The organism is Shewanella sp. 1180_01 (assembly GCF_052850535.1).
Genome location: NZ_VXCT01000005.1, coordinates 86,016 through 110,407, shown reverse-complemented (window position 1 = coordinate 110,407; position 24,392 = coordinate 86,016). Strand labels below are relative to the sequence as shown.

Sequence of the window (24,392 nt, the reverse complement as noted above, 5' to 3'; positions counted from 1 at the left end):
TACTGACCGGTGCTTTTTTTATGCTCAAATTTAGCTTAAGCAAGGCTATCGCGCTGCGACAATGGCTCAATAGCAAAGCCAACATGGCAAAAATACGCAGACTAAATACGAGGAGAAACGAATTAAGCGGTGTGAATAAGGTGAGCAAACAGCGAAAAATATCCACAAGTTAAAGTGGAACATGGCGGAAAACTGAAAAGCGTCACTTTTTAACCAGCAGATAAAGCAAGATAATATCAGTGACTTACAAAGTATCACTGAAGTCTTCAACATAGTTTTCCACAGTTTCTGTGGATAACCTTTTTATATGCCTTCTAACTATATGCCACACTCAATAGGCTTGAGTCAACGCATTTTCCCAATAGATCGCAAATAACGACAAAACTTGTGCATTAGAGCTAAAATCGCGATACTCAGAACAAATTCCAATAACTAAAATTTATGCGAACTCTATTATTTATCTCCCTGCTGTTCCTCTTTGGTTGTGGCGATCCATCGACGGAAAATCAACGCCAGTTATCGCCCGAAGAAGTGAGCTTAGGCTTTTTTAAAGCGATTTATGTCGATCGCGATGTTGAACAAGCCAAGCAATTTGTCGATGAGCCAATTAAACAAGTGCTCACCCATTACTATATTGCCGCCGCAGTGCAGCGCAATATGCTCGGCCTGTCGATGACCAATGTTGAAATGGAAATTGATGATATCGATATCGACTTTTTCCGTAAATTTACCAAAGATGTCATTGTCGTGATCAAAATGAAAGGGCTTAAAGGCGGTCAGCCGTGGATTGATGACAGGACCATACGTCTTCACAAGATTGGCAGTAAGTGGACTATCGTCGAGCTGATGCCAGAAAAGCGCAAAGTAAACGGTTAATCTCCCTTCCCGCTCGCCACTTTTATTGTGCATGTCTTGTCATGTGCTCAATCCTAGCGCCGATTTCAGCTAAAAAAATAGCAACCCTAAGGTTGCTATTTCAATGTGCTTGTTTTGTTACGTCCGACTCATAAGTACCGTCAGTCTAATCGTTATCGATTAGGCCTGGATCACTTCTTCTTCGCTTTCAGCAGGTAAAGACGTCAGTACATCGTCTTTCACTTGATAATAAGCATTTTCGTATTCATGAACTTCCATAACAACTCCTGCTTGATTGGGTAAGGTCGCAGAGGCATGTCATTCTATGCTGACATTTTGCCTATGAGGAAAGGGATATATTCCGTGGGCAGGAGTATAACAAAGCCAAAACTATAATTACAGAAAACTTTCAGTTTTGTTTCTTCCTCGATGACATTTAAGGCGTGTTATCACTTATAAAGCTTAAAACCTGTACCGAAAGCTGAAAGCCTTTCATCTTTGACGATGATATTTAGCCGCCCATGACGCCATTTAAATGCTGCCCTATATGCACAAACGCTATTAACAGAAATCGCTTACAAACAATGAATCTAGGGAAGTGTGACGCTAGCTGCTATCAATTAAGTAATGACGCGAGTAGGAGGTAAGATATGAACGCACTTATTGAGCTTGAAGCCACCACACTAACGACATTATTTAGCCACGGCGATATATTAGGGATCCGCATGTTTATGGAACACATGAATATGCCATTAGATGTTCAGGACAGGCTTTATGATGAAATTTCCGCCCTCAAACACTTAGATCAACATCAAGTCAGTAAAGTGATTGAAACCTTTGGACAATCGCAGCTCTCTGAACGATTAAGCTACTGACGGAGCGTTTAAGCGAATGATTGGGCGATTATATAACTGAGTGATAATTTACTGAGTAGCCATTTGCTCAGTAACAATTTGCTCATAAACAAGTGACCGCGTAGAAAGCTAAACACTTAACCTAATCTAACTGCAAGCTTGTCTTGAGTTTGCACATCCATATTTGTTGCACTTTTAAAATCAGCAATTAAATTTTCCATTTAGCTTCATTAAAAACCGACAAAAAAGGCCAGTTAAAACTGGCCTATTAAGCTAAATCAAGACTAGGTTTGAGCCGATAAACGGTAACGCAGCACCTTAAGCGACTTCTCTTCAGACACATCCATAAATGCTGGCGGATTGGCTAAGCGCTCTATGTATTCGAGTGCTGGCGCCGCATCTGCGACCTGCTGGCGTAGGAAAGTGGTATCGAGCTCGGGTGCATTGAGGCAGAGTAACACTTCACCATTATCGGCAAGTAACTCAGGTAAGCGCCTGATTAAACGTACATAATCCTTAGTCGCGACAAAACTGCCCTTTTGATTGCTCGGTGGATCGGCCACAATAATGTCGTAGGGACCGAGCTTTTTCAGTTTGCCCCAAGATTTAAAAATATCATGGCCTAAAAAACGTGCTCCCGCACTAAAGCCATTCAGCAAATGATTCTGTTTGCCTATGCCTAATGCGCCTTTGCTCATGTCCATATTGACCACTTCATCGGCGCCGCCTTGCAATGCCGCCACCGAGAAACCACAGGTATAGGCAAATAAATTAAGCACTTTTTTATAGCGGGCATTTGCTCTCACCCACTCGCGGCCGTTGGCCATATCGAGGAATAAACCGTGGTTTTGTCCGCGCATTAAATGCACCTGAAAGCGTGCGCCATTTTCACTAACAATATGCGGCTCAGGCACTTCGCCTTGCAGCACTTGAGTAAAGGTCTCGCCCGCACTGCGGTATTGGTAGACTAAATTCAGTTGGCTATCAGCACGAATGGCCTGCCAACGCGCCGCAATGGCCTGCTGGCATGTGGCTAAATCGTCATCGGCTAAGGGAGTGAAACTGGTCAGCAATAGCACTGGCGCAAACCAATCTAAACATAGGTGTTCACAACCCGCGTAGTGTCCTCCGCGGCCGTGAAATAACCGCACTGCATCATCACCTAATTCAATTGTCGCTAGCGCTTGTATAAAACTTTGCATCTTCTATTACTTACTCTCTGTTGTACTTATATCGGCGTCATCGCCATCGGAACTTGAGTTTTCCGTGTTGCTGGCCACGAACTTATCGTCAACATCGTCCGATAATAAAATGGCTAACCAGTTACCACTTTTACTCGATTCGAGGGCAATTTTAACCACCATAGTCAGCGGCACCGACAGCAACATGCCGACAGAACCTAGCAACCAGCCCCAAAAAATTAACGATAAAAACACCACTAAAGTCGATAAGCCTAAGCCGCGGCCCATAAATTTAGGTTCAATCATATTGCCCATCACCATGTTGGCACCAACATACAAAAGCGCAGTACCGCCCGCTGCCGCAGGGCCAAGCTGAATGAAGGCTAATAACACCGCAGGAATGGCGGCGATGATAGAACCGATATTGGGAATGTAATTAAATAGGAAGGCGATCACCGCCCATAGCATGGCGTAATCCACACCAATAATGGTTAAACCGACACCGACGATAACCCCGGTCGCTAAACTCACTAGCGTCTTGATCACCATGTACTGATTAACCGATTGCAAAAAGCGGTCAATCTGCTTGAGGCGCATATCGGGATCGTCCAGCGCCAAATGCAATTTTTTGGGTAACGATTGGGCTTCAAACAGCATAAAGACGATGGTTAAGATGATCAGAAATAAATTCGCCATCACATTGCCAACACCCGACAGCATATTCGTCGTCATAGACAAGGCCATGCCAGGGTCAAAATACGCTAACACTTGATCCTTCGAAATCTGAATATTGAAGGAATGTAACTTATTTAATATCCAAGCAAATTGCTCGACTAACTGCACCCGATATTGGGGCAATTGCTTGGAGAACTCATTAACTGAACTACCGACAACCGAGGCTAACCAGAGGCCCATCAGCACAATAAAGCCCATCAAGAGGAGCACCGCAAGCCATTTAGGCACACGGAATTTTGTCATTAAACCAATCGCGGGATTACAAATCACCGCCAAAAAACTGGACAGCACAAACGGCACCACAATCGGGCTCGCCGCCTTAATCCCTGCCAAAATAATCACTACAAAGGCCATAACCGCAAAGCCACGGTAAGCAGCGGAGGGCGCATTAGGTCGCGTCATTTATTAAAAATCCTTCTTGATCTTAGATAAAATTGTTAGGCTAACCCGAGAACACACTTAACCTCAGAAACCTTAGCTTAAGATAGCCATTTGCCATTATGAAACCAGAAACCGCGATTATACGCATTAAAAACTTAAGACTTCGTACTTTTATCGGCATTAAAGAAGATGAAATTCAAAATCGCCAAGACGTGATCATCAATGTCGTGATCCATTATTGTGCCGAGCGTGCCCGTAACAGTGATAATGTTGAGGATGCACTCAATTACCGCACTATCACCAAGAAGATCATTGAGCTGATTGAGAATAACCGTTTCTCATTACTCGAAAATCTTACCAGCCAAACGCTGGCCATCGCCAGTGAGCATCCTTGGGTTGAATTTGCCAGTGTCGAAATCGACAAACCCCATGCCCTGCGCTTTGCTGATTCAGTCTCTATGGAGTTGTGTTATCAGAAATAATCTCGCTAGAAATAGCCAGATTAAGTGATCGTTGCACACCGTATTTCGGTATATATCCTCAGAGCTCAACCGATAAGAGAGGTTCCATGAATATACTGATCACTGGCGCAAGCGGCTTTATTGGCCGCCAATTAGTCGAACGATTGGCGCCCCATCATCAACTGACGTTATTAACGCGTTCAGTGCAACAAACGCAAAGAATACTCGGTAATCAGCACCATTACCTTGAGAGCCTCGATGCGCTGAGCGACCTGAATCATATCGACGCCATAGTGAATCTTGCGGGCGAGCCGATCGTCGCTAAGCGCTGGAGCAAAAACCAGAAGCAGCGGATTTGTGATAGCCGTTGGGATATCACGGCAAGATTAACTCAGCTAATACAGCAGAGTAGTAATCCGCCTAAGATCATGGTGAGTGGTTCGGCAGTGGGTTATTACGGTCGACATGATGATAAATTGCTCGATGAATCCAGTGGTGCCCATGTTGAGTTTAGCCATGACATCTGCCGAAAATGGGAACAAGAAGCGCTTAATGCAAATACTGAACAAACCCGCGTCTGCATTATCCGTATCGGGATTGTGTTAGGAAAAGGCGGCGCATTAGAGAAAATGCTACCGCCCTTTAAGCTCGGACTCGGTGGCCCAATTGGTCATGGACGTCAAGGCATGAGCTGGATCCATGTGCAAGATCTCATCTCCCTTATCGACTTTTTACTCAGCCAAGAACATTGCAAAGGCGTATTCAACGCAACGGCCCCCAACCCAGTCAGTAACGCTGTGTTTACCAAAGCGCTTGGAAAAGCACTCAATCGCCCTGCCCTTATCACGACCCCGCCGCTTGCATTACGCTTGGCTATGGGTGAAATGTCGGAGCTGCTGACCGAAGGACAGTTTGTTTATCCTAAACGCGCCCTCGAAGCCGGTTTTCACTTTCAATTCAGTGACCTCGACAATGCCTTAACCGACGTGTTAGCCAAATAGGCTAGCACGCTGATGCTAACAATCCCGCGGAATCATGCTGTAAACATCGACATATTCGGGCGCTAATGCGCACGAATTTCGGTGCTAAGGCTTGCTAGATGTTGACGTAAGCACAAGTGCCACTTTAGCAACACTAGAAAAACAATATCATAACATCATGATTTGTAATGTGATTTAGCGACATTACGACACTTTTCTGCTAAACTCGCCTCCATTCGGTCATAGGAGGCACGCATTAATCGCCTCAACCTTGACCACAGATAGACTCAGCAACACCTCATAAATAGACAGTTATTTATGCTCAAGAACAGGCTATTTAATCTGCTGTTCTTGGCCTGTAAACCATAAAACGAAACACACTCGCGCTCACTCATCCTTTAAATTTTTATCGGATTGACACTGATCTGTCCTCGACATCAAGCGCTTAACATCCAGCATTAGCAGGTACTTAATAACAAGATGGGTGACTCCTCAATGGGCATTGTGCTCACTGAAATGCCCACACTAAGACAGTTTGTAAGGAATTTTCATGCACACGACCTATACGATTGGCGAGCTAGAATCATTTTTAATTGCCATTTTCGTGCTGTTTATCGGCCACTCCATCAATCGCCATGTACGTGTCTTTAGGCAATATAATATCCCCGAACCCATAGTGGGTGGCCTCGTTGTCGCCGCGGGTGTCGCATTTCTTCACTTTCAAAATATCAGTCTCGACTTCAGCTTATCGCTGCAAAATACCTTAATGCTGATGTTTTTCAGCACGATTGGCCTCTCGGCAAACTACAAGCTGTTACTCAGCGGTGGTAAAAAAGTCTTTATCTTTCTGGGTGTTGCCTCGATTTATATTGTTATCCAAAATGCCGTCGGCGTGAGTTTAGCTAATCTGTTAGGGCTAGACCCGATTATGGGCCTTATCGCAGGGTCAATTACCCTGTCGGGTGGCCATGGAACGGGCGTCGCTTGGTCACAAACCTTTGCGGAAAACTACGGTATCAACACTTTAGAGTTTGCTATGGCCGCTGCGACCTTTGGCTTAATCATGGGCGGAATTATAGGTGGCCCCGTTGCGCAGCGATTAATCGGTAAACATAATCTTGTTTCTCGCTATGGGATTGGTCGCAAGCATCACAGTGAACATCCGCATTTAGTGACTTACGATCAGTTAGAAGAAGATCAAGTCACAGCCAAAACCATATTAGAAACCCTGTTTGTACTGCTGCTGTGTGTTGCAGGCTCAAAATGGCTCACGCTGTGGATCAGCCAATCGGGCATAGCTTGGCTCAAAATGCCCGACTTTGTTTATGCTCTCTTCCTTGGCGTTATCATCGCCAATATCACCGAACTCACCCGCGGCTATAAGCCCCATACTGAAAGTATCGATGTCATAGGCACAGTCGCTTTGTCACTGTTCCTTTCTATGGCTTTGATGACCTTAAAGCTATGGGAGATTTTTGATTTAGCCATCCCGCTGCTCGTCATCTTACTGGTGCAAACCGCAGTACTGGCGGTGTTCGCCTATTTCGTGACATTCAAAGTGATGGGCAGTAATTACGATGCGGCGGTGATCACTGGCGGCCACTGCGGCTTTGGTATGGGCGCAACACCTACGGCGGTAATGAACATGGGCGCGCTCGTCTCGCGCACAGGGCCGTCGCCCCAAGCCTTTATGGTTGTGCCTATCGTCGGGGCTTTCTTTATCGACATCGTTAACTTGATTGTCTTGCAGGGCTATCTGAGCTTTATGAAGTAGTCGCTTTTGAAGACGTTGCTTAAAGTAAAGCATCATTGAATCAACCAGCTAACAAAAGGGCGCCTCATTCGGCGCCCTTCTTTATGGTACAACATCACGTAGACTAGAATCCGTGCATGCTAAAACTCGCGCATAAGGCGCTCAGGTCGAGGCAAGTAATGATCAGCATAATCAAGGGAGAAAACCACTGAGCTTGAACGGCCTACAATCTCATCGCGTGGCACAAAGCCAATGACCCGAGAATCAGCGCTGTTATCTCGATTATCACCCAGCGCTAGGTAATGCGCGTCTGGCACAGTGACAGGTCCAAAATTGGCGAGCTTTGAGGGGACAGGATTAAGGCGAATACTGTGGGCCATACCGATTAAGTTCTCCTGCATTTCGGTGACATCAGCGGGAGCATAAGGACTCAATGCTTGGGATGAGTAACTAAGGGGTTCGCCATTCAAATACAAACGATTATCCCGCATCATCACAGTATCGCCTGGCACAGCAATCACCCGCTTAATGAGTTTTTTATCGGCCTTTTTCGAATCGAACACCACGATATCACCGCGGGCGGGATCCGCAAGTTTGACTAAGGCGATATGGGTAAATGGCACCCTAAGATCGTAGGCTATCTTGTTTACCAGAATGCGATCGCCCTCGACGATAGTCGGCAGCATAGAACCCGATGGCACTGTATTCCAATCGGCCACAGCGCTCCTGAACACTAACATTAAGCTGATAAACAGAAAAAAGGAGCGGTTCTCCTTAAGCAGTTTGGTTATTCCTTTGAACATATATTTCCTCTCTATGGCATGTATAAGCTAGTCGCTGTTCTCAGTTAAATAGACCCATTGCGTTACACTAAGTTCTGTTGCTACCTGCTTAAGCACAGATCAATTTGTAAGCCGATGTAAAGACGCATGTTCATATTCATATTCATATTCATATTCATATTCGAGTCATGCTCAAACTCAGCAGAATCAGCAAGACAATAAAAAAGCACTGAGCTTATGCTGCATCAGTGCTTTTTATTGTTAACGCTGTCTACTTAAGTCATAAACTTATAGTGTTAGCCCATGCAAGCAACCACTAGCTGCCCGCCTTTAATAGCTCAGAGCAAGATTGGCTAAGCAATTGTCGGCAACGCCACACCCCAAGTAAGGCCACGATTAAGGCGCCAGAAACAGGGGCGATTCCCCACCAAGGCCAGTGCATATACACATTAAGCTCAAACACTTGCGTCTTAAGTAGATATAACGCAAATTCGGCCACTATGACGGCTAACACGCCTGCAATACCGCCAAGCAAGGCAAACTCTAAACCCGTTGCACTGCGCAATAGCCATCCCGAAGCGCCAAAGGTACGCAGCACCGCCAGTTCCCGCTGCCGAGTTGCCATGCCGGCTTCAGTCTGTGCAATCAAGACTAACGCACTGGCCAGTAAAACTAAGGCCAGCACTAAGGTGAGCGACAGCGACACTTGCTCTATGATCTGCCGTAACTGCCCCACCATAGCGCCCACATCGATGATCGATATGGTCGGGAATTGCTGAATAAGCGCAAGGATCACAGCATCCTTAGGCGTACCATCGGCACTCAGCGCTTGGCCGTTTGTTGACTGGTCATTCGTAGCTTGCTGATCATTCAGATAGAAACTCGCCATCGAGGTATAAGCAAAGGGCGCGAGAGCTTCTTGGGTGAAAATCATAAAGAAGTTCGGCTGTAGCGTTTCCCAGTGCACGGCACGAATACTGGCAACCTTAACTGTGAGCTCTTGATTATCAATCACATAAGTCAACTTATCGCCAATGCCAATACCTAAACGGTCCGCCACGCCAGATTCCACCGACACTTCATCGGCCGCTTGATTAAAATGCCCCTCTAACAGTTCGTTATTGGCTGGTAGCGTATTGCGCCACGTTAGGTTTAACTCGCGGGAAATACCCACTCGGCCCTTTTCACCCGCTTCAGACTGTTCATTCGAAATCAGCGCTTCACCGTTAATTTGAGTTAAACGGCCACGGATCACAGGATAAATGTCCGTCGCAACAATGCCCTTAGCCGTCATAAAATCATTTAAGGGCTTAGCATCGTCGGGGGCGATATTAACGAGGAAGTAGTTAGGTGCATTTTCGGGCAACTGTTTTTGCCACTCGTTGAGCAAATCTTGTCTTAATGCCAGAATCGTCAATAACAATACCAGTGCGGCGCTAAATCCCACCAATTGCACCGCATTTTGCCGCGCACGACGTCTGAGCCCTGCCAGTGCCAACTGTAAGGGATTGGTGGTCTTCATACCGACACTGTGGCCTAAACGTATCATCACAAAGCCAAGCACACTTAACAGCACACCGAGCAGCAACACGGCCGCGACCACAGTCAGGGTCAAAGCCCAACTTTGGGAATACAAATAGCCCAGTAACGCCATCGCCCCTAAGCTCAAAAGTAGATGCAGCCACATCCCTAGCTGTAAGCCTTCTAACTGACGCTGTAGCACTCGTAGTGGCGGAATAGCCAGTAAGCGCATCAGTGGATAAGCCGAAAACATAAAGGCGCTGATAAGTCCTGTGCTTACACCAAGCAGTAATGGCCGAGTGAGTGGCGGCGAATAGGCGGCAATTTCGGGCGGCAATAAATAACTGATCCCAAAATCGAGTAACACACCACCGATAATGCCAAGCACAATCCCCATTAACGTCACTAAAAATAAGTGAGTGCCGAACAACAACCGAATTTGCTTTGACGAGGCGCCAAAGGTTTTCAGCATGGCCACCACATCGTAATGGCGCTGACAATAACGCTGGGCGGCAATGCCTATCGCGGCGCAGGCCAGTGCAATGCCCATCAAACTAGCTAGCAGTAGGAAGCGCTCAGCTCGCTTAACTGCTCCCGCAATCGGCGAGTCACCGGATTGCACATCGACCCAGCGCTGGGTGCTATTGAGAAGCGGTTTAACACTTTGCTCAAAGGCCGTAAGCGAGGCTTCATCGCCAGCAAATTGATACAGATAGGTCACGCGGCTGCCCGGTTGAATCACTCCCGTTTTGGCGACATCTTCCATGCGCATCAATACCACGGGCGATGAAGCAAAAGGATTAAAGCCCGCGTCGGGTAAGCGGCTTATTTCATTGCTGAGCACAAATTCGCTGTTACCTAGTTCGATGGTTTTAGGATAACCGAGGAGTCCACCTAAGCGAGTCTCAAACCAGATTTCACCCGCTTGAGGTAAAGTCTTGGTTTTACCGCTGGTGAGTTCAATGTCACCCTTGAGTGGATAACCCGTTTCAACGGCGCGAACTGTGACTAACTGAAACTTATCACCCGAATAGACCATGGAATTAAATTGCATGTTCGTCACATGCTTAAGCCCAAGATCTTCGGCATTGGTTAAAATCGCCACATCAATTTTAACCGGCGAATCGATAATCCGATCGGCGGCAATAAACTGTGAAGCTTGGCCAGTGATCGCCACTTGCAGGCGCTCACTCACCCGCGCTAACCCACTCACAGACAGTACCGCGAGCGTAATAGCGAGGATAATCAATAACAATTGCCCTTGCTGTAACTCGCGCTTAAACAGGCGCCATGCCAGACTTAACTCCATTGTTAAGCCTCCTTAGCATCGGCGAGCGGTGCTGTATGCGCCGTATCTTCCTGTAAATGGCCGTTATCCATAACCAGCTGCCGCTCACAACGCTTGGCCAATAGTAAATCGTGGGTGACGAGGATAAGAGTGGTGTGGCTTTCTTGATTCAGCTCAAACAACATATCGGCAATTTTATGGCCGTTAACGCTGTCCAAGTTACCCGTGGGTTCATCGGCAAACAGCACTGTGGGCTCACAAATAAAAGCACGGGCAATCGCCACCCTTTGCTGCTCTCCGCCCGATAGCTGTTTGGGTAAATGGGTCAAACGATGGGATAAACCGACCCGCACCAGCATGGCTTGGGCTTTTTCCTTGGCATTGCTCACGCCCGCAAGCTCGGCGGGTAACATAACGTTCTCCAGCGCGGTTAAGGTATCCACTAACATAAAGGATTGAAAAATAAAGCTGACCTTCTGTTTACGCAGCGCGGCTTTTTGCTCTTCATTCAGTGGGGATAACGCCACACCATCGAGCCAAATTTCACCAGAGGTAGGCGTATCAAGTGCCGCAAGCAGCCCGAGCAGGGTAGACTTGCCCGAACCCGACGGGCCAAGAATAGCCACACTCTCACCTTGCTTGACATCTAAGTTAATGCCCTTGAGGATAGTGAGCGTTCCTTCCTGAGTAGTCACTGATTTTTCGAGGTTAACAACATTGATGGCACTGTTTTTTAAGATGACGTTAGACATAGGATCCTTCTTATATAAATCGTTCTGGTATCAATCGAGAGCGAAGACCCTGGGGGCATTCATCCTATTGAGTGTATTCATGGCCACGCCAGCGCACGCGGCAAAGGTGTTGATCCTCGGCGACAGCTTAGGCGCTAGCTACGGCATGGCAGAGCAGTCAGGCTGGGTGGCGCTGCTGCAAAAAAATCTGCCCGAACATCAATTTACAAATGGCTCAGTGAGTGGCGAAACCACAGCGGGCGGCTTACGCCGATTACCCGCCTTACTCGATTCCGTCGCCCCCGACCTTGTGGTCGTTGAACTGGGTGGTAATGATGGTTTACGTGGATTCCCCCCAACGCAACTTAAAAATAATCTAATCCAAATCATTACCCTAGCCAAAGATAGCGGCGCAAAAGTGCTGCTGACCGAGATCATGGTACCGCCTAACTATGGCCCTCGCTACACCCAAAAGTTCACCCAAGTGTATCAAGACATATCCAAAACACAGGATATCGTGTTGATCCCCTTCTTTATGCAGGATATCGCGCCCCATCCAGAATTAATGCAGCGGGATGGCATTCACCCCAACGAAAAGGCGCAGGCGCAGATAGCAACTTGGATGCAACCATGGATAGAAGATGCGTTAACCCAATAAAATAGCTGCTATTTTAAGCTGTCGAACCGCTTACTTAGCTAAACTCATGCTCAACGGATAAAAACGTGTTCTAACGCAAGATTAACCCTATAGATAAACAGTAAAATTCGTGTTAGCAAATGGTTAACTCAAACAAGGAGTCAATATGTCCCTTAGCCATCAGCAAAAAGTGTACATACCCAAGGAAGCCCGTACCAATCAATACATCACAGCCGAAATCAAGGTGACGGATGAACTACTGAGTCAATATCCTGATTATCAAAGCTGTTATCAAACCTTAAGCCGTTTGATATTTAATTTGGCAGAACAACACGATCTGCGTAATGTCCACGTGATCACTAACGATAAACTGCCTGTTGTCCGTTACCATACCGAAGCCTATTGCTTCCAAACCACTGAACAAATTCTATTTTTTTATAATCCAGCCTATCACGAAGCCCAAAATTTATTCTCGCAAGAAAACTATCGCGCCCGTAAACTGCGCATTGTCTTCCTTGCCACGGGTGAAGATATCCGCAGTAATTCCGCCAGTTTCCACATCAGAGTGCGTGAATTACTGACAGAATTGATGCCTTTAATGCCGATAAGCGATCTTAAAGTTAAGGTCCGCGACCATCAGCATTTATCCTATGATCTGTTCGCAAAAGCCAAGGGCTATAAAGAAACCTATGGCTATAAACTGCGTGCCATCGGCCCAAGATATAAAGCCAGAAAGTGCGAGTTACCAGAGAACGTCAGCTCTCTCACTTATGTGACAGTAAGCTTGCCACTGAGCCGCAAACTTAAGCAGGGTTTATTACCTGACTCGGCAACCGACTTTACGCCGTTATATCAACATCTTGAAGATTGCTTCCTCAAAGCGGCAGCCAACAGACAACTGACGCGTCTTGCCATGATAGCAAATGGCTTAACCCCGCTGGTGCGTAACAGTAAGTTTGAAAAACTCGACAGCAAAGCCGAAGTACAAATGATAGGGTTCGATCCTAATGCGACTGAGCAGCAAGTGATCCGTCGCTGGAATGCCGATAACTTAGTCGAAGCCGCGCACTTCACCATAGTCGCGGGCACCAAAGACTGTGATGATTCAGGCTTCGGACGCTTTATGAACAATGTCGAAACAGCCCTGAAGGCCTTCGCCGCAGATATCGGTGTAGACCCAGAGCGTGAAGATCTCGTCGTACGCTTCCATCAACATATCAGCTATCAAATCTGATTAACGCGACATTCGATTCGCTAAAACCCAAAGGGCGCATTAAGCGCCCTTTTCTTTCTGAATGTATTCAAGCTGATATCGGGTGATAACCTAGCTTTTCAACCAATGCTTTATGATAGTCACCACTTTATCGTAATCATCATCAAAGCTATGGCCACCGTCTAACTCCATCACAGTCACATTCGGCTGTTTTACTACTGGGCACAAATGCTTAGGGGCATCATCGTCTTTGCCGTATAAGCACAGCATAGGCACTGTCGTCTGCTTATTCACCTCGGGCAACGTCAGATAGCTCGCGGACTCATTGCTAGAAGTAACGATTTCACTCATATGCACTTCAAAATCCGACGTCTGCGACGGTGACAATAACACCCCGCCGAGGATCTTATGTCGATACTTAAGTGGCAGCTCATTAAGCACAAAAGGAATGATTTCGGCGCCAAAGGAATAGCCAACCAATACCACCTTTTGTGTGCCAAATTCGGCCTCGAACTTATCAATAATGGCCATAGTATCTTGAGTCACGTCCTTGGGATCTTTTTGTTTCCAGTAGTATTTTAGCGAACTCCACCCCACCACTGGCCAGCCCTGCTGTTGCAATAACTGGCTCACACCTTGATCTAAATTAGCCCAGCCACCATCGCCACTCATAAAGATGACTAAGGGCGGCTTTTTCGCACTCGCTTTGTCATTTGCGCTGCTAACGACCGGCAGAAGTGTCAGACCGAGTGAGTCAGCAAAGTCATCAGCTAAGACACTAAAGCTACTGCAAAACATCATCATAAGGCTGAGTATTTTCACAAAGGATTTATTCATCGTTCACCTACTTTTTAAATACACCGGTTGCACCACGACTCGTTAATGTCACTAAACTGCCCACCACAATTGGCAGAGATAATCCGCCATAACAAATCAAATACTTGGCCTCCCACGTTGGATTAAACTTATCCTTGTATCTTCTAAGCCCCTGAAAGTTATAAAACTTATTACCCTTCTTATACACAACCTTCGCTAGCTTAGTCCAAAATGGCACTAACGCTCTGTCGGTCAAGCCTGACATCGGCGCCATCCCGAGATTAAACCTCTGATAGCCTTGCTGTTTTCCCCATAGCAATAGTTCAGTAAACAGAAAATCCATGATGTTACTGCTCGATAATTTAGGCTCGTAACGCATTAGATCGACAGAAAATTCAACCTGAGCAGCACTAGCCCAAATATTTGAAAACGCCACGAGCTCACCGTTTGCATACACTAATGCCATAGGTGTCGAGCACAGATAAGCGGCAGAGAAATAGCCGACCGAAAACCCCTTTTCGCGCCCTTGCTTCGCCTTTAACCAAGTCGATGATATGGCTTCTAATTGCGGCAGTATGGCCCTCACTTGACTCGCCTCAATCACAGCAAAACTCAAGCCTTCACGCTGCGCCTTGGCATGACTCTGGCGCAAACTCCGATAGCGACTCGACGGTAAGTCAAATTGGTCGAGCTGAACAATCGCCTCATCGCCTAATTTATATAAACCTAATCCTTGCTCTAAAAAGCTCGGCAGGTATTTTTGCGTCACTTGATAAAACACCGGCCAACCATCGTAGGCATCGCATAACTCCCTAAACTGCCACAATAAATCATCAAATTTATGTTGATTACCAATTGGATCACCCATTACCACCCAGCAATGTCCAGCCCTTGCATACATAAGAAAGGCGTCTTTATCCTCGTTAAATAGGATTGATTTATCTTGCACTAAGGCTAAATAGCCATGACTGCTCGGCGACTGCGCGACAATCTCCATCGCCTGCTTTAATGAAGGCGTGTCCAGTTGTGGTGATTTAAGCTGAGTTCGTGACGAGAAATAGCGCACGGCAAAGGCAAGCACGATAAAGATAGCAATCGCTCCTCCTCGCAATGCTCGTGATACATGGCTATCGGGGGAGAAGGTAAACCAGAGTGAATGATCATAATCAACATCTTGATAGGAGAAAAATAATACCCAAATCATCAAGAATAAGGCGGCAGAAAGTGATAACAGCCAACCCAAAGAGTATTTAATCCCGACGACTGAACCCTTTCGATAAAACAAATTCTCACATGGCAACATCAATGTGTAAACTAATCCGATCGCGAGTGATATTTCCCATTCCGCGCCCTTAAGCATAATAAATAACATGCCCACCAACAGCAGCTTTTTCGTTAATTCAAAGGCATTATGGTAGCGTTTAAATAACCCATGGGATAACAACAATAGCAAGACACCACTCACACTCAAAATGATGCTCGATATTTCGATGATCGGCAGCGGTACTAACTCGCCCAACCAGTGATACTTATGAATAATAGAATGGTTAACCACTGACAAGAGTAATAATAAACCTGAGCTAAATACACTGATACTCAGTAGCGGTGGTAACAGTTGGCGGATAAATGCAATTCGAGTATTTAATTTTACAATTTTATCTTTATTTGACCGCGCGATCGTAATAACAAAGTATGCCAAAGAGATTAAAAATGGAATAATGTAATAAATGATCCGATAGATAATAATGGCGCCGAGGATTTTCTCAACCGGTAAATATTGCGATAAGGCCACAGTCACGACGGACTCGAACACCCCAATACCACCCGGCACATGGGCAAGCACCCCAAGCGCATTCGCAACAAAGAAAATACTTAAGACCTGTATATAGCCCAAATTTTCTACCGCGGGCAGTAAGCTATAAAACAAGGTTCCTACGACAATCCAATCAAGTGAAGACACCAACAACTGTCTTAAAGATACAGATAACAGAGGTGGCGTAATTTCAAAGCCACGAAAGTTAAATGGCTTTTTCCGCAGCACACTCATCAGTAAATAGCCTAATACACTGAGCAGCATGCCAATACCGAGCACTGTCGTTAATGAAAATAGCCATGTTGGCAAAGGTAAGGCTGATAATTGTTCAGAGGGAAAGCATACCAGTGCAATACCACAAATAAAAAAGAGTCCGAGGAAGAATGTCACTGAACATGAAATGACTATTTGAGTGATTTTATTACCACTTAAGCCAAGTTCGGAATAAAACTTATATCTTATCGACGTCCCCGTTAACAGAGAGAACCCAATAGTATTGGAGAACGTAAAACCCAGAAAAGAAATAGGGACTATTTTACGATAAGGTATCTCCTTATCGATATTCCGAACGGCAATAAAATCGTACAAGGTTAATAAAGAGTAACTTTCCACTGTGAGTAGTGCTGCACATAACAACTCAACAAATGAAAATCCTTTAACCTCTTTAATAATGTCACTTAATTGATATTCTTGCTCTAAATTATAAAGCAAGAGTAATGAGACAGTGAATATTATAAGGCTAATAAACACCCGCACTCGTCTCCCCATGTTAATCTCCAGCACCTAAGACTGATTCAGCTAAGGTTATTTAACGTCAACATTGAAACAGCATTAAAAATTAATTAACTTTAGTTTAATTTGTAACACCACTTTATCGACGGGATTTTTAACATAGGGATTTTTCATTCGCAATGGATTTACGCATTTGCTGCATGACGTTTTATTAATGTGCTTAACAAGCTGATAGCAATAGTGAGTTAATGATTTTAAATTGAGGGGGGGATAATATAAAAGCCAAAAAAATCTGCAATAGATACGCAGCTTTGGGCGTTAAGCGAAACAAAAAAGTGTGAATACTCAAAAAAGTATCCACACTAGATTCCGTTACATTGGACGGTTTTTCTCGATAAGACGATTAAAAATGGCATTCACAGATAAAGATGCGCCATGGGCAATTTTATCGGCAAGTTTCTTTCTCACCTGATAACGCATCTTATACACAGTGCGCTCTGCGGCAAGTGACATAATTACATCATCACTGGTCGAAATCGCATCAACTAACCCTAATTCAATGGCTTGCTGGCCGTACCAATGCTCGCCCGTGGCTACTTTCACTAAATCCAACTCAGGGCGATATTTACCGACAAACGCTTTGAATAAGATGTGGGTTTCTTCGAGTTCTTCTTGAAACTTCTGTCTTCCCTCATCGGAGTTTTCACCAAACACTGTCAAAGTGCGTTTAAAATTACCGGCGGTATGTTGCTCATAATCAATTTCATGCTTTTTCAGCAAACGATTAAAGTTAGGCAGTTGAGCAACAACACCAATTGAACCAACAATTGCAAAAGGCGCAGCATAAATTTTATTCGCAACACAGGCCATCATATAACCGCCACTGGCAGCCACTTTATCAACGCAGACTGTTAGCGGAATATCGGCTTGGCGTAAACGGTCAAGCTGGCTGGAGGCTAAACCGTAGCCATGCACCATACCGCCACCACTCTCGACATTAACAACCACTTCATCGCCTTTTTCCGCGATAGCTAAAATGGCACTAATTTCTTCACGCAGTGACGCAACCTCAGCGGCATCGATACTGCCCTTGAAATCGATCACGAACACTTTGCCCGTGCTAGTATCATCAGCAGCTTTGTCTTTCGCCTTTTCTTCTGCCTTTAATTGCTTTTCATAGGCTTTGAATTGCTTCTTTGAAAGGAGTTCTTCTTTTAAGCCATGCTTCAGTTCTTCTAACTCTTCAGACAGGTTAGTGATCCTCAGCTCGCCCTTATCTGACTTATGTTTAACAGTGGAAGCCAACACCACAACAATAACCGCAACGATTGCGACCACTATAGTGACGGCTTTCGCCAAAAACATTCCATACTCGTATAAAAATTCCAAAGTGCTCTCCGTTAGGGCGTTACATCAATCAGTCAATTGCGCGCTATTCTAACAGCCTAAAGGCCCATAAAAAAACCCAGCATTCGCTGGGTTTTTCCGATTAAGCGCAGATTAGTTAGGACAAGTCGCAATGACATCACTGTTTGTCACTAAAATCGTCGCATCGCCTTTACCTGCAGTCGCAGCATAGGTTGCTACTTGAGTCTGCATTTCAACGGTAGCAGCGGCAGCCATACCATCTGTAGCGTCCGTTTCACCTGGGCTCACAATCGAACTATGGTGACCTTTAGAGAAACGCACTACGCCATGACCTTTACTGGTACTATCGACACATGGTAGGCCAATAGCAGAGATCAGCGGCTCAGTGCCCGATAACGGGAAGTTATCTACACGGTTCGGTAACACTTGATCAGGTAAGTTACCGTTGCCATCACCGGCTATTTCAATTAAATGAACAGGTAGACCCGTCGCTTTTAACGTAGCGGCATGGTTAATTGGATCAGCAGAATCCACAGCCGTTTGAACCGCAAAGGCAAACGTTGGAATAAACTGGGCATATACTGCCTGCACCAGTGCCGCATATTCAGGACTCCCCACCTCATATCCAGCAGTATTAGCCTTATCGACCAGCGCTTGGAAAGTCGCAGATGCCTTGATATTGCTAAACAGCACTGGACCAAAGGTTGCTGAACCCGCAAATGATCCTGCTAATCCCCCTGCAGGCGCTGCTAGGGATAAGGCATTGATACCATAGGCATTTGGCAAGGCATCGCCGGTTGCAGGGTTCTTCATGCCAGTGCTGGCATAGGTCGCAAAATCGGTGCCGACAATCGCGCCTAAACTCAGACCTTGAGCACTGATTTTAGACACGTCAAATACTTGTGGCTGACCTGCTTGTGCTAAGCCCTGTGCTAATCCTGTTAGAGCAAGACGAACACCTAAATGGTCCATCGTCGCTTGACGGAAATTATCACGCACCGACAAAGTGCTAGAGATATTCACGAATACCAACGGATTACCATTTTTAAAGGCGTCTGGTGTACCGACTACAGCCCCAAAAGAAGGATCGGTCGCAGAGACGTCATAAACCCCATCGCCGTTAGCATCGAACGAACGCGCCCCATGCAGTGGCATATCGATAGCAATAGTTGCAACGCCCATGGCCGCATACGAACCCGCATAGGCCAGTGACATTTCTTTGCCGCCACCTAAACCGTGCAGTGCGATTGTGGTTGGCCAACCCGCTGTCGGCGGAGTAAAGGGAATACCTTGTTGCTGATAAAAGTCCGCTAATCTTGCCGCATTAGGCATAGAAATCAGTACAGGTACGGTTTCATATCCTTTAATCGCTGGAATTGGGTTGAACTTAGTCAAATGCTTAGTTTTATCTACCGCTGTACCATCGTCTAACAACCAAGTTTTACCCGCCATTAGAGACGGATTGGCTAACGCATCGGCAGGGTTCGCAATACCATTGGCCACGGCTTGCATACCAAAATTATTTTGGCTGAGTGTACCCGCTTGCAAAGCTAATAACACAGATACAGGGCTATCGCCTTGTGCTTTCCAATGACCATTAATTAATGGTTTTCCTTCTGCTGATAAACAACTGACCGAAGAGCAGTCACCGTAAATCGGCAGTTTAATTTTGGCGGTATACACATCGGCTAAACTTGATACCACGTAGGCAGCTCCAGCAGCCGGTGTTAAGCCCGCAGCTTGTGCAACGGTATAACCGGCAGGCGTTGGCATCTGAGCAAAGCTGGGGGCATAAGGCGCGCCCTTTGCCATCAGCAGCTTAGTCGTTTCATAGACGTTAGCGACAGACTGAGTCGTAAACAGCCCAGAGTAGCTTATGGTCGAAGGATCGACATTATGGGCCGCAGCAATGCCTTTCTCATAGCTGTTCACTAAGGTTTGCAGCATCAATTGATCGGGCGTTTCTAATGGCAATGTCGTGATGTCTAACTTCAACAAACCATAGGTAGTTGAAGGCGCAATACCACGACCTTCAGAATCTTGAATAAGATTAGTCGTCGCATAAATATACGACTGCCCAGCTTTGAGTGGCTTAAGCGGCACGATCACCACTTTATTGCCTGATGCGGTGGATACAAAGTCAACGCCAAACTGAAGTTCTGCTCCGACTTTACACGCTGAAACTGACGGTTTAGCAGTACATTCAGCATCAGAAGACAATGGACCACCGACAGTGGCCTCAAACATTCTTACTGCGCCAGGTTGTGCAACCGATGCCGCCATTAAGGTCAGCGGTGTGCCGTCGTGTTTTTTCGCTAAATCAATATCAATGGAAATCGGTGATGTTGTCGACCAGCCATCTAACGCCCCAAGCGCGATTTGTGGATCAACATAATTGCCTGAGCTTTCACCCGGAATCGATAATGTGCCATCCTTGGTACCACTGAATAGCAAATCATTCGGTAATGGTACTTTTGAATTAGCAGGGTCGAACACCATGTGCGATTCAGGGACGAGCGGTTCTGTCTTATCCTTGAGATCGTTATAACTGTCCTCACCACATCCTGTGAGGCCCAGTGCAGATGCAATCGCAACACCCAAAATGAGTCTTTTCATCTTTTTTCCCCAAATCTTGTTGTAATAGTTTTGTTTTCCCCAAGAAATTAGTCACAATAGCTTTTAAATCTGTGACCAATAGGGCTTATGTTAGCCCCTAACTCATTTCAAGTTAACGTAAAAATATTGAGTTAGCCACAAGTTTGTCACAAACATTTTAGCCATTTATAACAAAGTTTCATTCATTTGTTTGAAACATGCGTTTATCACTTCGGCGACTCTAGAAGTGGCGGGCATTCTCGCCAAGAGGAAAAAGAGACTCATGTTGGAATATCAAGCAGCAAAAGATTTACTCAAAGGCAAAACAATTTTAGTGACAGGCGCTGGCGCAGGCATAGGTCGCACCGCTGCCATTGAGTTTGCAAAGCACGGCGCCACTGTGATTTTACTCGGTAAAACAGTGAAAAAACTAGAAGCGGTTTACGATGTAATCGAACAAGCCGGTTATCCAAAACCTGCCATAGTGCCATTAGATCTTAAGGGCGCGACGGAGCAAAATTATCGCGATATGGCCGATACCATAGCCGAGCAATTCGATCATTTAGACGGCTTATTACATAACGCGAGCCTGCTCGGTGCCCTAGGCCCGTTTGAACACATAGATATTTCATCACTCGAAGACGTACTCAAAGTGAACGTCACGGCCCAAGTTATGCTAACTAAAGCATTACTACCTGTGATGCGCCAAGCACCCAGTGCATCGATTATCTTTACGTCGAGCAGTGTGGGTCGTCAAGGCCGCGCCTACTGGGGACCTTATGCCTTCTCTAAGTTTGCCACCGAAGGCATGATGCAAGTCCTCGCCCATGAGTGCGATGGCACCTCGGTTCGGGTCAACAGTATCAATCCAGGTGCAACCCGCACTGAGATGCGCGCTAAAGCCTACCCAGCTGAGAATCCACTGGATCTCAAAACCGCAGAAGAGATCATGCCGACCTATTTATATTTAATGGGTCAAGATGCTAGCGCAGTGAATGGTCAGCAGTTCAACGCTCAGTAATCGCATCGCTTATCGGTTTAGCAGTATGATTCAGCAATAATAAAGGGCCTATTGATGGCCCTTTATTATTTTAGATATTCGCAAGATGGAGCTCTGTATTAATCCATGGGAATAAACAGCATAAAAACGCCGCACCGCCAATCTTAACTTAACTGAATTTTTGCAAAATAAATCATCGTTTTAGCTTTAGCGGCTCTGCTTGATTCATCAAGCAAATTCTGCGTATCTAGCGGTGAGTCAGCTAACTCATGGCTTGAGTAATAACTTACCCACAACTCATTTCCGTCAATCACAACGCCCGCATAACTGGTATCGCCCTTCGATGGCAGTGTCAGTAGTTCTTGAACCACGCCAGTATCAGGATGAATTTCAACTAAAGCCGTTCGAACTTGTTCATCGTATAAGCGCACCACAGCCAACAGGCGGGATTGATACATCAACATCACTGGCCCACCAATGCGCTTATCGAGTTCTTGCCATTGCCAATCGGTGAATGGCGCGCGACTGTGACCGAGTAAACCAACAAATTCAGGGCCCCAAACGGGATCGCGCCTCAAGAGACAAAAGCCGCTGTCTTGATCAAAAACAATGGCTGTTTCGTTGACATAACCTTGATTATTAAACACCTTTAGCCAAGTCTTGAACTGCACGCCATCATCACTCTTATACAACCGAGTGTCACCATCAGGTCCTGGGCGATAGCCCACACCATAGAGCGTATTTTGATGCTCGGTTAAACGCCATAACCAATAGCCCTTATCAGCTATCTTTAGCGCATCCGACCACACTCGCCCATCGGCTGAGCGCCAAAGATGTGATTGAAGACCCGACTTATCATGTAAGGTCCCGCCACCGAGTAAAAGCAATTCCCCTTGATATTCAATCAGTTTACCGTCGCGTAAATCAGCCTCTTCCGAACGAATAAGTGCCACGCTCTGCCACGTCTCGCCGCCATCCACTGAACGTAGAATACGCAAAGCGCCATCGGGTGACACATGGGCAGTCCCTTCACGGAAAACACAAAAAAGTGCTTCCTGAAACGCGATTAAATCGGTAAACGCATTATGGGCAGCTTGCTCCCAAATCCGTCGCACTGAAATTAGCTTCATCCATTCACTCCTCAATCCAGCTGACTCTTGTTATAACATAGCTGCAAATAACAGAAAGCAAAAAGGCCGCTAAGCGGCCTTTTTCATTGGGATAAAACAACTTAGCTGCGCTGACGCGATGGCTTAGGTTTTCCCGAACCGGTTACTTTATGCTTACGTACGGCGCGGCGAATTTTAGCACTCTTCACCTGAGCACGGGCTACGCTGTGTTTATCGGCAGCAAGCATAGTGCGGGTTTCTGGTTCTAAACCTGCCAATTTACGCAAGTAGTTAACTTGCTCCATTGGCAATTCAACCCAGCCACCCCGTGGCAGTGATTTTGGCAATTCAACCATACCGTAACGGATACGGATCAAACGGCTCACTTGCACTTCTTGGGATTCCCACAGACGGCGTACTTCGCGGTTACGACCTTCGCGTAAACACACATGCCACCACTGGTTCATGCCTTCGCCGCCCGCTGGCTTGATGCTATCAAACTGCGCAGGGCCGTCTTCTAACATCACGCCGGTACGTAAACGTTGCACTGTCGCTTCAGGGATTTCACCGAAGGTACGCACTGCGTATTCGCGGTCGACTTCGTTCGATGGATGCATTAAGCGGTTCGCTAATTCACCATCTGAGGTAAACAGTAATAAACCTGAGGTGTTGATGTCTAAACGACCTACCGCAACCCAGCGTGAATCACGCACTTTAGGTAAGCGATCGAATACCGTTGGACGGCCTTCAGGATCTTTACGACTACAAATTTCGCCTTCGGGTTTATGGTATGCCAATACTCGACAGATCACGTCTTCGGCAGACTTTAACGAAATCGATCTCCCATCGATACGCACTTTGGCATCGGCTTCAATCCGATCCCCAAGGCTAGCAATTTCACCATCAATACTAACTCGGCCTGCAGCAATCCATGCCTCCATCTCACGACGGGAGCCATGGCCTGCACGGGCCAAGACTTTCTGCAATTTTTCACTCATTAGTATTTTGCTCTTCTGACTGTTCCGGCGTTAATTTCACACTTGAAAAAACCGCCTGCAATGACTCAGTATCCGACAGCGGCGGTAAATCCGCTAAGGTGTCTAAGCCAAAATATGCTAAAAATTCTAAGGTAGTGGCATACAACGCGGGTCGCCCCGGTACTTCTTTATGGCCAACTACTTTAATCCAATGTCTATCTGACAAACTTTTTATGATGTGACTACTAATGGCCACACCGCGCACCTGTTCAATATCGCCGCGAGTCACAGGTTGACGATAAGCAATCACCGCCAAGGTTTCTAATGTCGCACGCGAATATTTAGGCGCCTTTTCTTGCCACAGGGGCTGCAAAAAAGGACTCAAGACTTCTAAGGTCTGGAAGCGGTAACCCCCAGCGACTTTCACAAGTTGCACACCTCTGTCTTGATAATCCTGCTGCAGCTCATCCAATGCAGCTTTTATTTTGTCTCTGGAAACCGTGAAATCCACCAATACAGTGTCTTTCAACATTTTCGCCGACAAGGGTTTCCCCAATACAAACAAACTCGCTTCAATAAGCTGTTTTAATTGAGTCGGATTTATCTGCAT

General features: G+C 46.1%; 20 protein-coding genes. 8 read left to right on the top strand and 12 right to left on the bottom strand.

Annotation, left to right across the window (positions count from 1 at the left end; genetic code table 11):
* Positions 1 to 441 precede the first annotated feature (441 nt).
* Positions 442 to 876 (top strand): hypothetical protein, encoded by a 435-nt coding sequence (locus FW758_RS04980; protein WP_226060367.1) that lies wholly within the window; start codon positions 442 to 444, stop codon positions 874 to 876.
* A gap of 629 nt (positions 877 to 1,505) precedes the next feature.
* Positions 1,506 to 1,730 carry a hypothetical protein gene (locus FW758_RS04975; protein WP_446444800.1) on the top strand — a complete coding sequence of 75 codons (225 nt, stop codon included), beginning with the start codon at positions 1,506 to 1,508 and terminating at the stop codon, positions 1,728 to 1,730.
* Positions 1,731 to 1,993: 263 nt separating this feature from the next.
* Here FW758_RS04975 and FW758_RS04970 read toward each other — a convergent pair whose 3' ends face one another.
* Together FW758_RS04970 and FW758_RS04965 are read right to left on the bottom strand one after the other, a co-directional pair.
* The gene (locus tag FW758_RS04970) at positions 1,994 to 2,911 is read right to left on the bottom strand and encodes a class I SAM-dependent methyltransferase (protein WP_446444799.1); all 918 of its coding nucleotides are present in this window, start codon (positions 2,909 to 2,911) and stop codon (positions 1,994 to 1,996) included.
* Between the two features lie 6 nt (positions 2,912 to 2,917).
* A complete protein-coding gene (locus tag FW758_RS04965; RefSeq protein ID WP_446444798.1) occupies positions 2,918 to 4,027 on the bottom strand; it encodes an AI-2E family transporter in 1,110 nt (369 codons plus the stop codon).
* Positions 4,028 to 4,125: 98 nt separating this feature from the next.
* On the opposite strand from FW758_RS04965, the gene folX reads away from it, so the two are divergent.
* From folX to gltS, 3 genes are all read left to right on the top strand, one after another.
* Entirely contained in the window at positions 4,126 to 4,488 is a 363-nt protein-coding gene (folX, locus tag FW758_RS04960; RefSeq protein WP_006082167.1) for a dihydroneopterin triphosphate 2'-epimerase, read from the top strand.
* Between the two features lie 86 nt (positions 4,489 to 4,574).
* The gene (locus FW758_RS04955) at positions 4,575 to 5,468 is read left to right on the top strand and encodes a TIGR01777 family oxidoreductase (protein ID WP_432396874.1); all 894 of its coding nucleotides are present in this window, start codon (positions 4,575 to 4,577) and stop codon (positions 5,466 to 5,468) included.
* 529 nt (positions 5,469 to 5,997) lie between these two features.
* On the top strand, positions 5,998 to 7,221 hold the full coding sequence (gltS, locus tag FW758_RS04950) for a sodium/glutamate symporter (protein WP_006082169.1): 1,224 nt from the start codon (positions 5,998 to 6,000) through the stop codon (positions 7,219 to 7,221).
* Positions 7,222 to 7,340: 119 nt separating this feature from the next.
* Here gltS and lepB read toward each other — a convergent pair whose 3' ends face one another.
* The 3 genes from lepB to FW758_RS04935 form a co-directional block, all read right to left on the bottom strand.
* The gene (gene lepB / locus FW758_RS04945; protein WP_115334342.1) at positions 7,341 to 8,003 is read right to left on the bottom strand and encodes a signal peptidase I; all 663 of its coding nucleotides are present in this window, start codon (positions 8,001 to 8,003) and stop codon (positions 7,341 to 7,343) included.
* A 295-nt stretch (positions 8,004 to 8,298) separates the two neighbouring features.
* On the bottom strand, positions 8,299 to 10,812 hold the full coding sequence (locus tag FW758_RS04940; RefSeq protein WP_446444797.1) for an ABC transporter permease: 2,514 nt from the start codon (positions 10,810 to 10,812) through the stop codon (positions 8,299 to 8,301).
* A 2-nt stretch (positions 10,813 to 10,814) separates the two neighbouring features.
* Positions 10,815 to 11,543 carry an ABC transporter ATP-binding protein gene (locus tag FW758_RS04935; protein ID WP_006082172.1) on the bottom strand — a complete coding sequence of 243 codons (729 nt, stop codon included), beginning with the start codon at positions 11,541 to 11,543 and terminating at the stop codon, positions 10,815 to 10,817.
* A gap of 79 nt (positions 11,544 to 11,622) precedes the next feature.
* Between FW758_RS04935 and FW758_RS04930 the strand changes: the two genes are divergently transcribed.
* Both FW758_RS04930 and FW758_RS04925 read left to right on the top strand, forming a co-directional pair.
* A complete protein-coding gene (locus FW758_RS04930) occupies positions 11,623 to 12,180 on the top strand; it encodes an arylesterase (protein ID WP_115334341.1) in 558 nt (185 codons plus the stop codon).
* Between the two features lie 145 nt (positions 12,181 to 12,325).
* Positions 12,326 to 13,393 carry a DUF3083 family protein gene (locus FW758_RS04925; RefSeq protein WP_006082174.1) on the top strand — a complete coding sequence of 356 codons (1,068 nt, stop codon included), beginning with the start codon at positions 12,326 to 12,328 and terminating at the stop codon, positions 13,391 to 13,393.
* 90 nt (positions 13,394 to 13,483) lie between these two features.
* Here the strand turns inward: FW758_RS04925 and FW758_RS04920 are convergent, their stop codons facing one another.
* The 4 genes from FW758_RS04920 to FW758_RS04905 all read right to left on the bottom strand — a co-directional run bounded on the left by FW758_RS04920 (position 13,484) and on the right by FW758_RS04905 (position 20,717).
* On the bottom strand, positions 13,484 to 14,209 hold the full coding sequence (locus tag FW758_RS04920; RefSeq protein ID WP_006085420.1) for an AcvB/VirJ family lysyl-phosphatidylglycerol hydrolase: 726 nt from the start codon (positions 14,207 to 14,209) through the stop codon (positions 13,484 to 13,486).
* Between the two features lie 7 nt (positions 14,210 to 14,216).
* Complete coding sequence (gene mprF / locus FW758_RS04915) at positions 14,217 to 16,769, bottom strand: bifunctional lysylphosphatidylglycerol flippase/synthetase MprF (protein ID WP_446444796.1); 2,553 nt, start codon at positions 16,767 to 16,769, stop codon at positions 14,217 to 14,219.
* A 336-nt stretch (positions 16,770 to 17,105) separates the two neighbouring features.
* Positions 17,106 to 18,122, bottom strand: coding sequence for a protease SohB (gene sohB, locus FW758_RS04910; RefSeq protein WP_115334338.1), 1,017 nt, complete (start codon positions 18,120 to 18,122; stop codon positions 17,106 to 17,108).
* A gap of 111 nt (positions 18,123 to 18,233) precedes the next feature.
* Positions 18,234 to 20,717: a VolA/Pla-1 family phospholipase gene (locus FW758_RS04905; protein ID WP_446444795.1), complete on the bottom strand. Its 2,484-nt coding sequence runs from the start codon at positions 20,715 to 20,717 to the stop codon at positions 18,234 to 18,236.
* A gap of 262 nt (positions 20,718 to 20,979) precedes the next feature.
* Between FW758_RS04905 and FW758_RS04900 the strand changes: the two genes are divergently transcribed.
* Complete coding sequence (locus FW758_RS04900) at positions 20,980 to 21,717, top strand: YciK family oxidoreductase (protein ID WP_006085424.1); 738 nt, start codon at positions 20,980 to 20,982, stop codon at positions 21,715 to 21,717.
* Between the two features lie 143 nt (positions 21,718 to 21,860).
* On the opposite strand, the gene FW758_RS04895 is transcribed toward FW758_RS04900, so the two are convergent.
* The 3 genes from FW758_RS04895 to scpB all read right to left on the bottom strand — a co-directional run bounded on the left by FW758_RS04895 (position 21,861) and on the right by scpB (position 24,392).
* Positions 21,861 to 22,826 (bottom strand): hypothetical protein, encoded by a 966-nt coding sequence (locus FW758_RS04895; RefSeq protein ID WP_012089552.1) that lies wholly within the window; start codon positions 22,824 to 22,826, stop codon positions 21,861 to 21,863.
* 101 nt (positions 22,827 to 22,927) lie between these two features.
* Complete coding sequence (rluB, locus tag FW758_RS04890) at positions 22,928 to 23,803, bottom strand: 23S rRNA pseudouridine(2605) synthase RluB (protein WP_006082181.1); 876 nt, start codon at positions 23,801 to 23,803, stop codon at positions 22,928 to 22,930.
* On the bottom strand, positions 23,796 to 24,392 hold the full coding sequence (scpB, locus tag FW758_RS04885; protein ID WP_012089553.1) for an SMC-Scp complex subunit ScpB: 597 nt from the start codon (positions 24,390 to 24,392) through the stop codon (positions 23,796 to 23,798). The genes rluB and scpB overlap by 8 nt, the downstream gene beginning before the upstream one ends.

Bases quoted from the DNA above. Each gene is read 5' to 3' on its own strand.
- folX (WP_006082167.1), top strand. From the start codon at position 4,126: ATGAAACCAGAAACCGCGATTATACGCATTAAAAACTTAAGACTTCGT.
- gltS (WP_006082169.1), top strand. From the start codon at position 5,998: ATGCACACGACCTATACGATTGGCGAGCTAGAATCATTTTTAATTGCC.
- mprF (WP_446444796.1), bottom strand. From the start codon at position 16,769: ATGGGGAGACGAGTGCGGGTGTTTATTAGCCTTATAATATTCACTGTC.
- FW758_RS04965 (WP_446444798.1), bottom strand. From the start codon at position 4,027: ATGACGCGACCTAATGCGCCCTCCGCTGCTTACCGTGGCTTTGCGGTT.
- FW758_RS04980 (WP_226060367.1), top strand. From the start codon at position 442: ATGCGAACTCTATTATTTATCTCCCTGCTGTTCCTCTTTGGTTGTGGC.
- FW758_RS04905 (WP_446444795.1), bottom strand. From the start codon at position 20,717: ATGAAAAGACTCATTTTGGGTGTTGCGATTGCATCTGCACTGGGCCTC.
- FW758_RS04955 (WP_432396874.1), top strand. From the start codon at position 4,575: ATGAATATACTGATCACTGGCGCAAGCGGCTTTATTGGCCGCCAATTA.
- FW758_RS04930 (WP_115334341.1), top strand. From the start codon at position 11,623: ATGGCCACGCCAGCGCACGCGGCAAAGGTGTTGATCCTCGGCGACAGC.
- FW758_RS04920 (WP_006085420.1), bottom strand. From the start codon at position 14,209: ATGAATAAATCCTTTGTGAAAATACTCAGCCTTATGATGATGTTTTGC.
- FW758_RS04970 (WP_446444799.1), bottom strand. From the start codon at position 2,911: ATGCAAAGTTTTATACAAGCGCTAGCGACAATTGAATTAGGTGATGAT.
- rluB (WP_006082181.1), bottom strand. From the start codon at position 23,803: ATGAGTGAAAAATTGCAGAAAGTCTTGGCCCGTGCAGGCCATGGCTCC.
- FW758_RS04925 (WP_006082174.1), top strand. From the start codon at position 12,326: ATGTCCCTTAGCCATCAGCAAAAAGTGTACATACCCAAGGAAGCCCGT.
- scpB (WP_012089553.1), bottom strand. From the start codon at position 24,392: ATGCAGATAAATCCGACTCAATTAAAACAGCTTATTGAAGCGAGTTTG.
- FW758_RS04935 (WP_006082172.1), bottom strand. From the start codon at position 11,543: ATGTCTAACGTCATCTTAAAAAACAGTGCCATCAATGTTGTTAACCTC.
- FW758_RS04975 (WP_446444800.1), top strand. From the start codon at position 1,506: ATGAACGCACTTATTGAGCTTGAAGCCACCACACTAACGACATTATTT.
- FW758_RS04900 (WP_006085424.1), top strand. From the start codon at position 20,980: ATGTTGGAATATCAAGCAGCAAAAGATTTACTCAAAGGCAAAACAATT.
- FW758_RS04940 (WP_446444797.1), bottom strand. From the start codon at position 10,812: ATGGAGTTAAGTCTGGCATGGCGCCTGTTTAAGCGCGAGTTACAGCAA.
- FW758_RS04895 (WP_012089552.1), bottom strand. From the start codon at position 22,826: ATGAAGCTAATTTCAGTGCGACGGATTTGGGAGCAAGCTGCCCATAAT.
- lepB (WP_115334342.1), bottom strand. From the start codon at position 8,003: ATGTTCAAAGGAATAACCAAACTGCTTAAGGAGAACCGCTCCTTTTTT.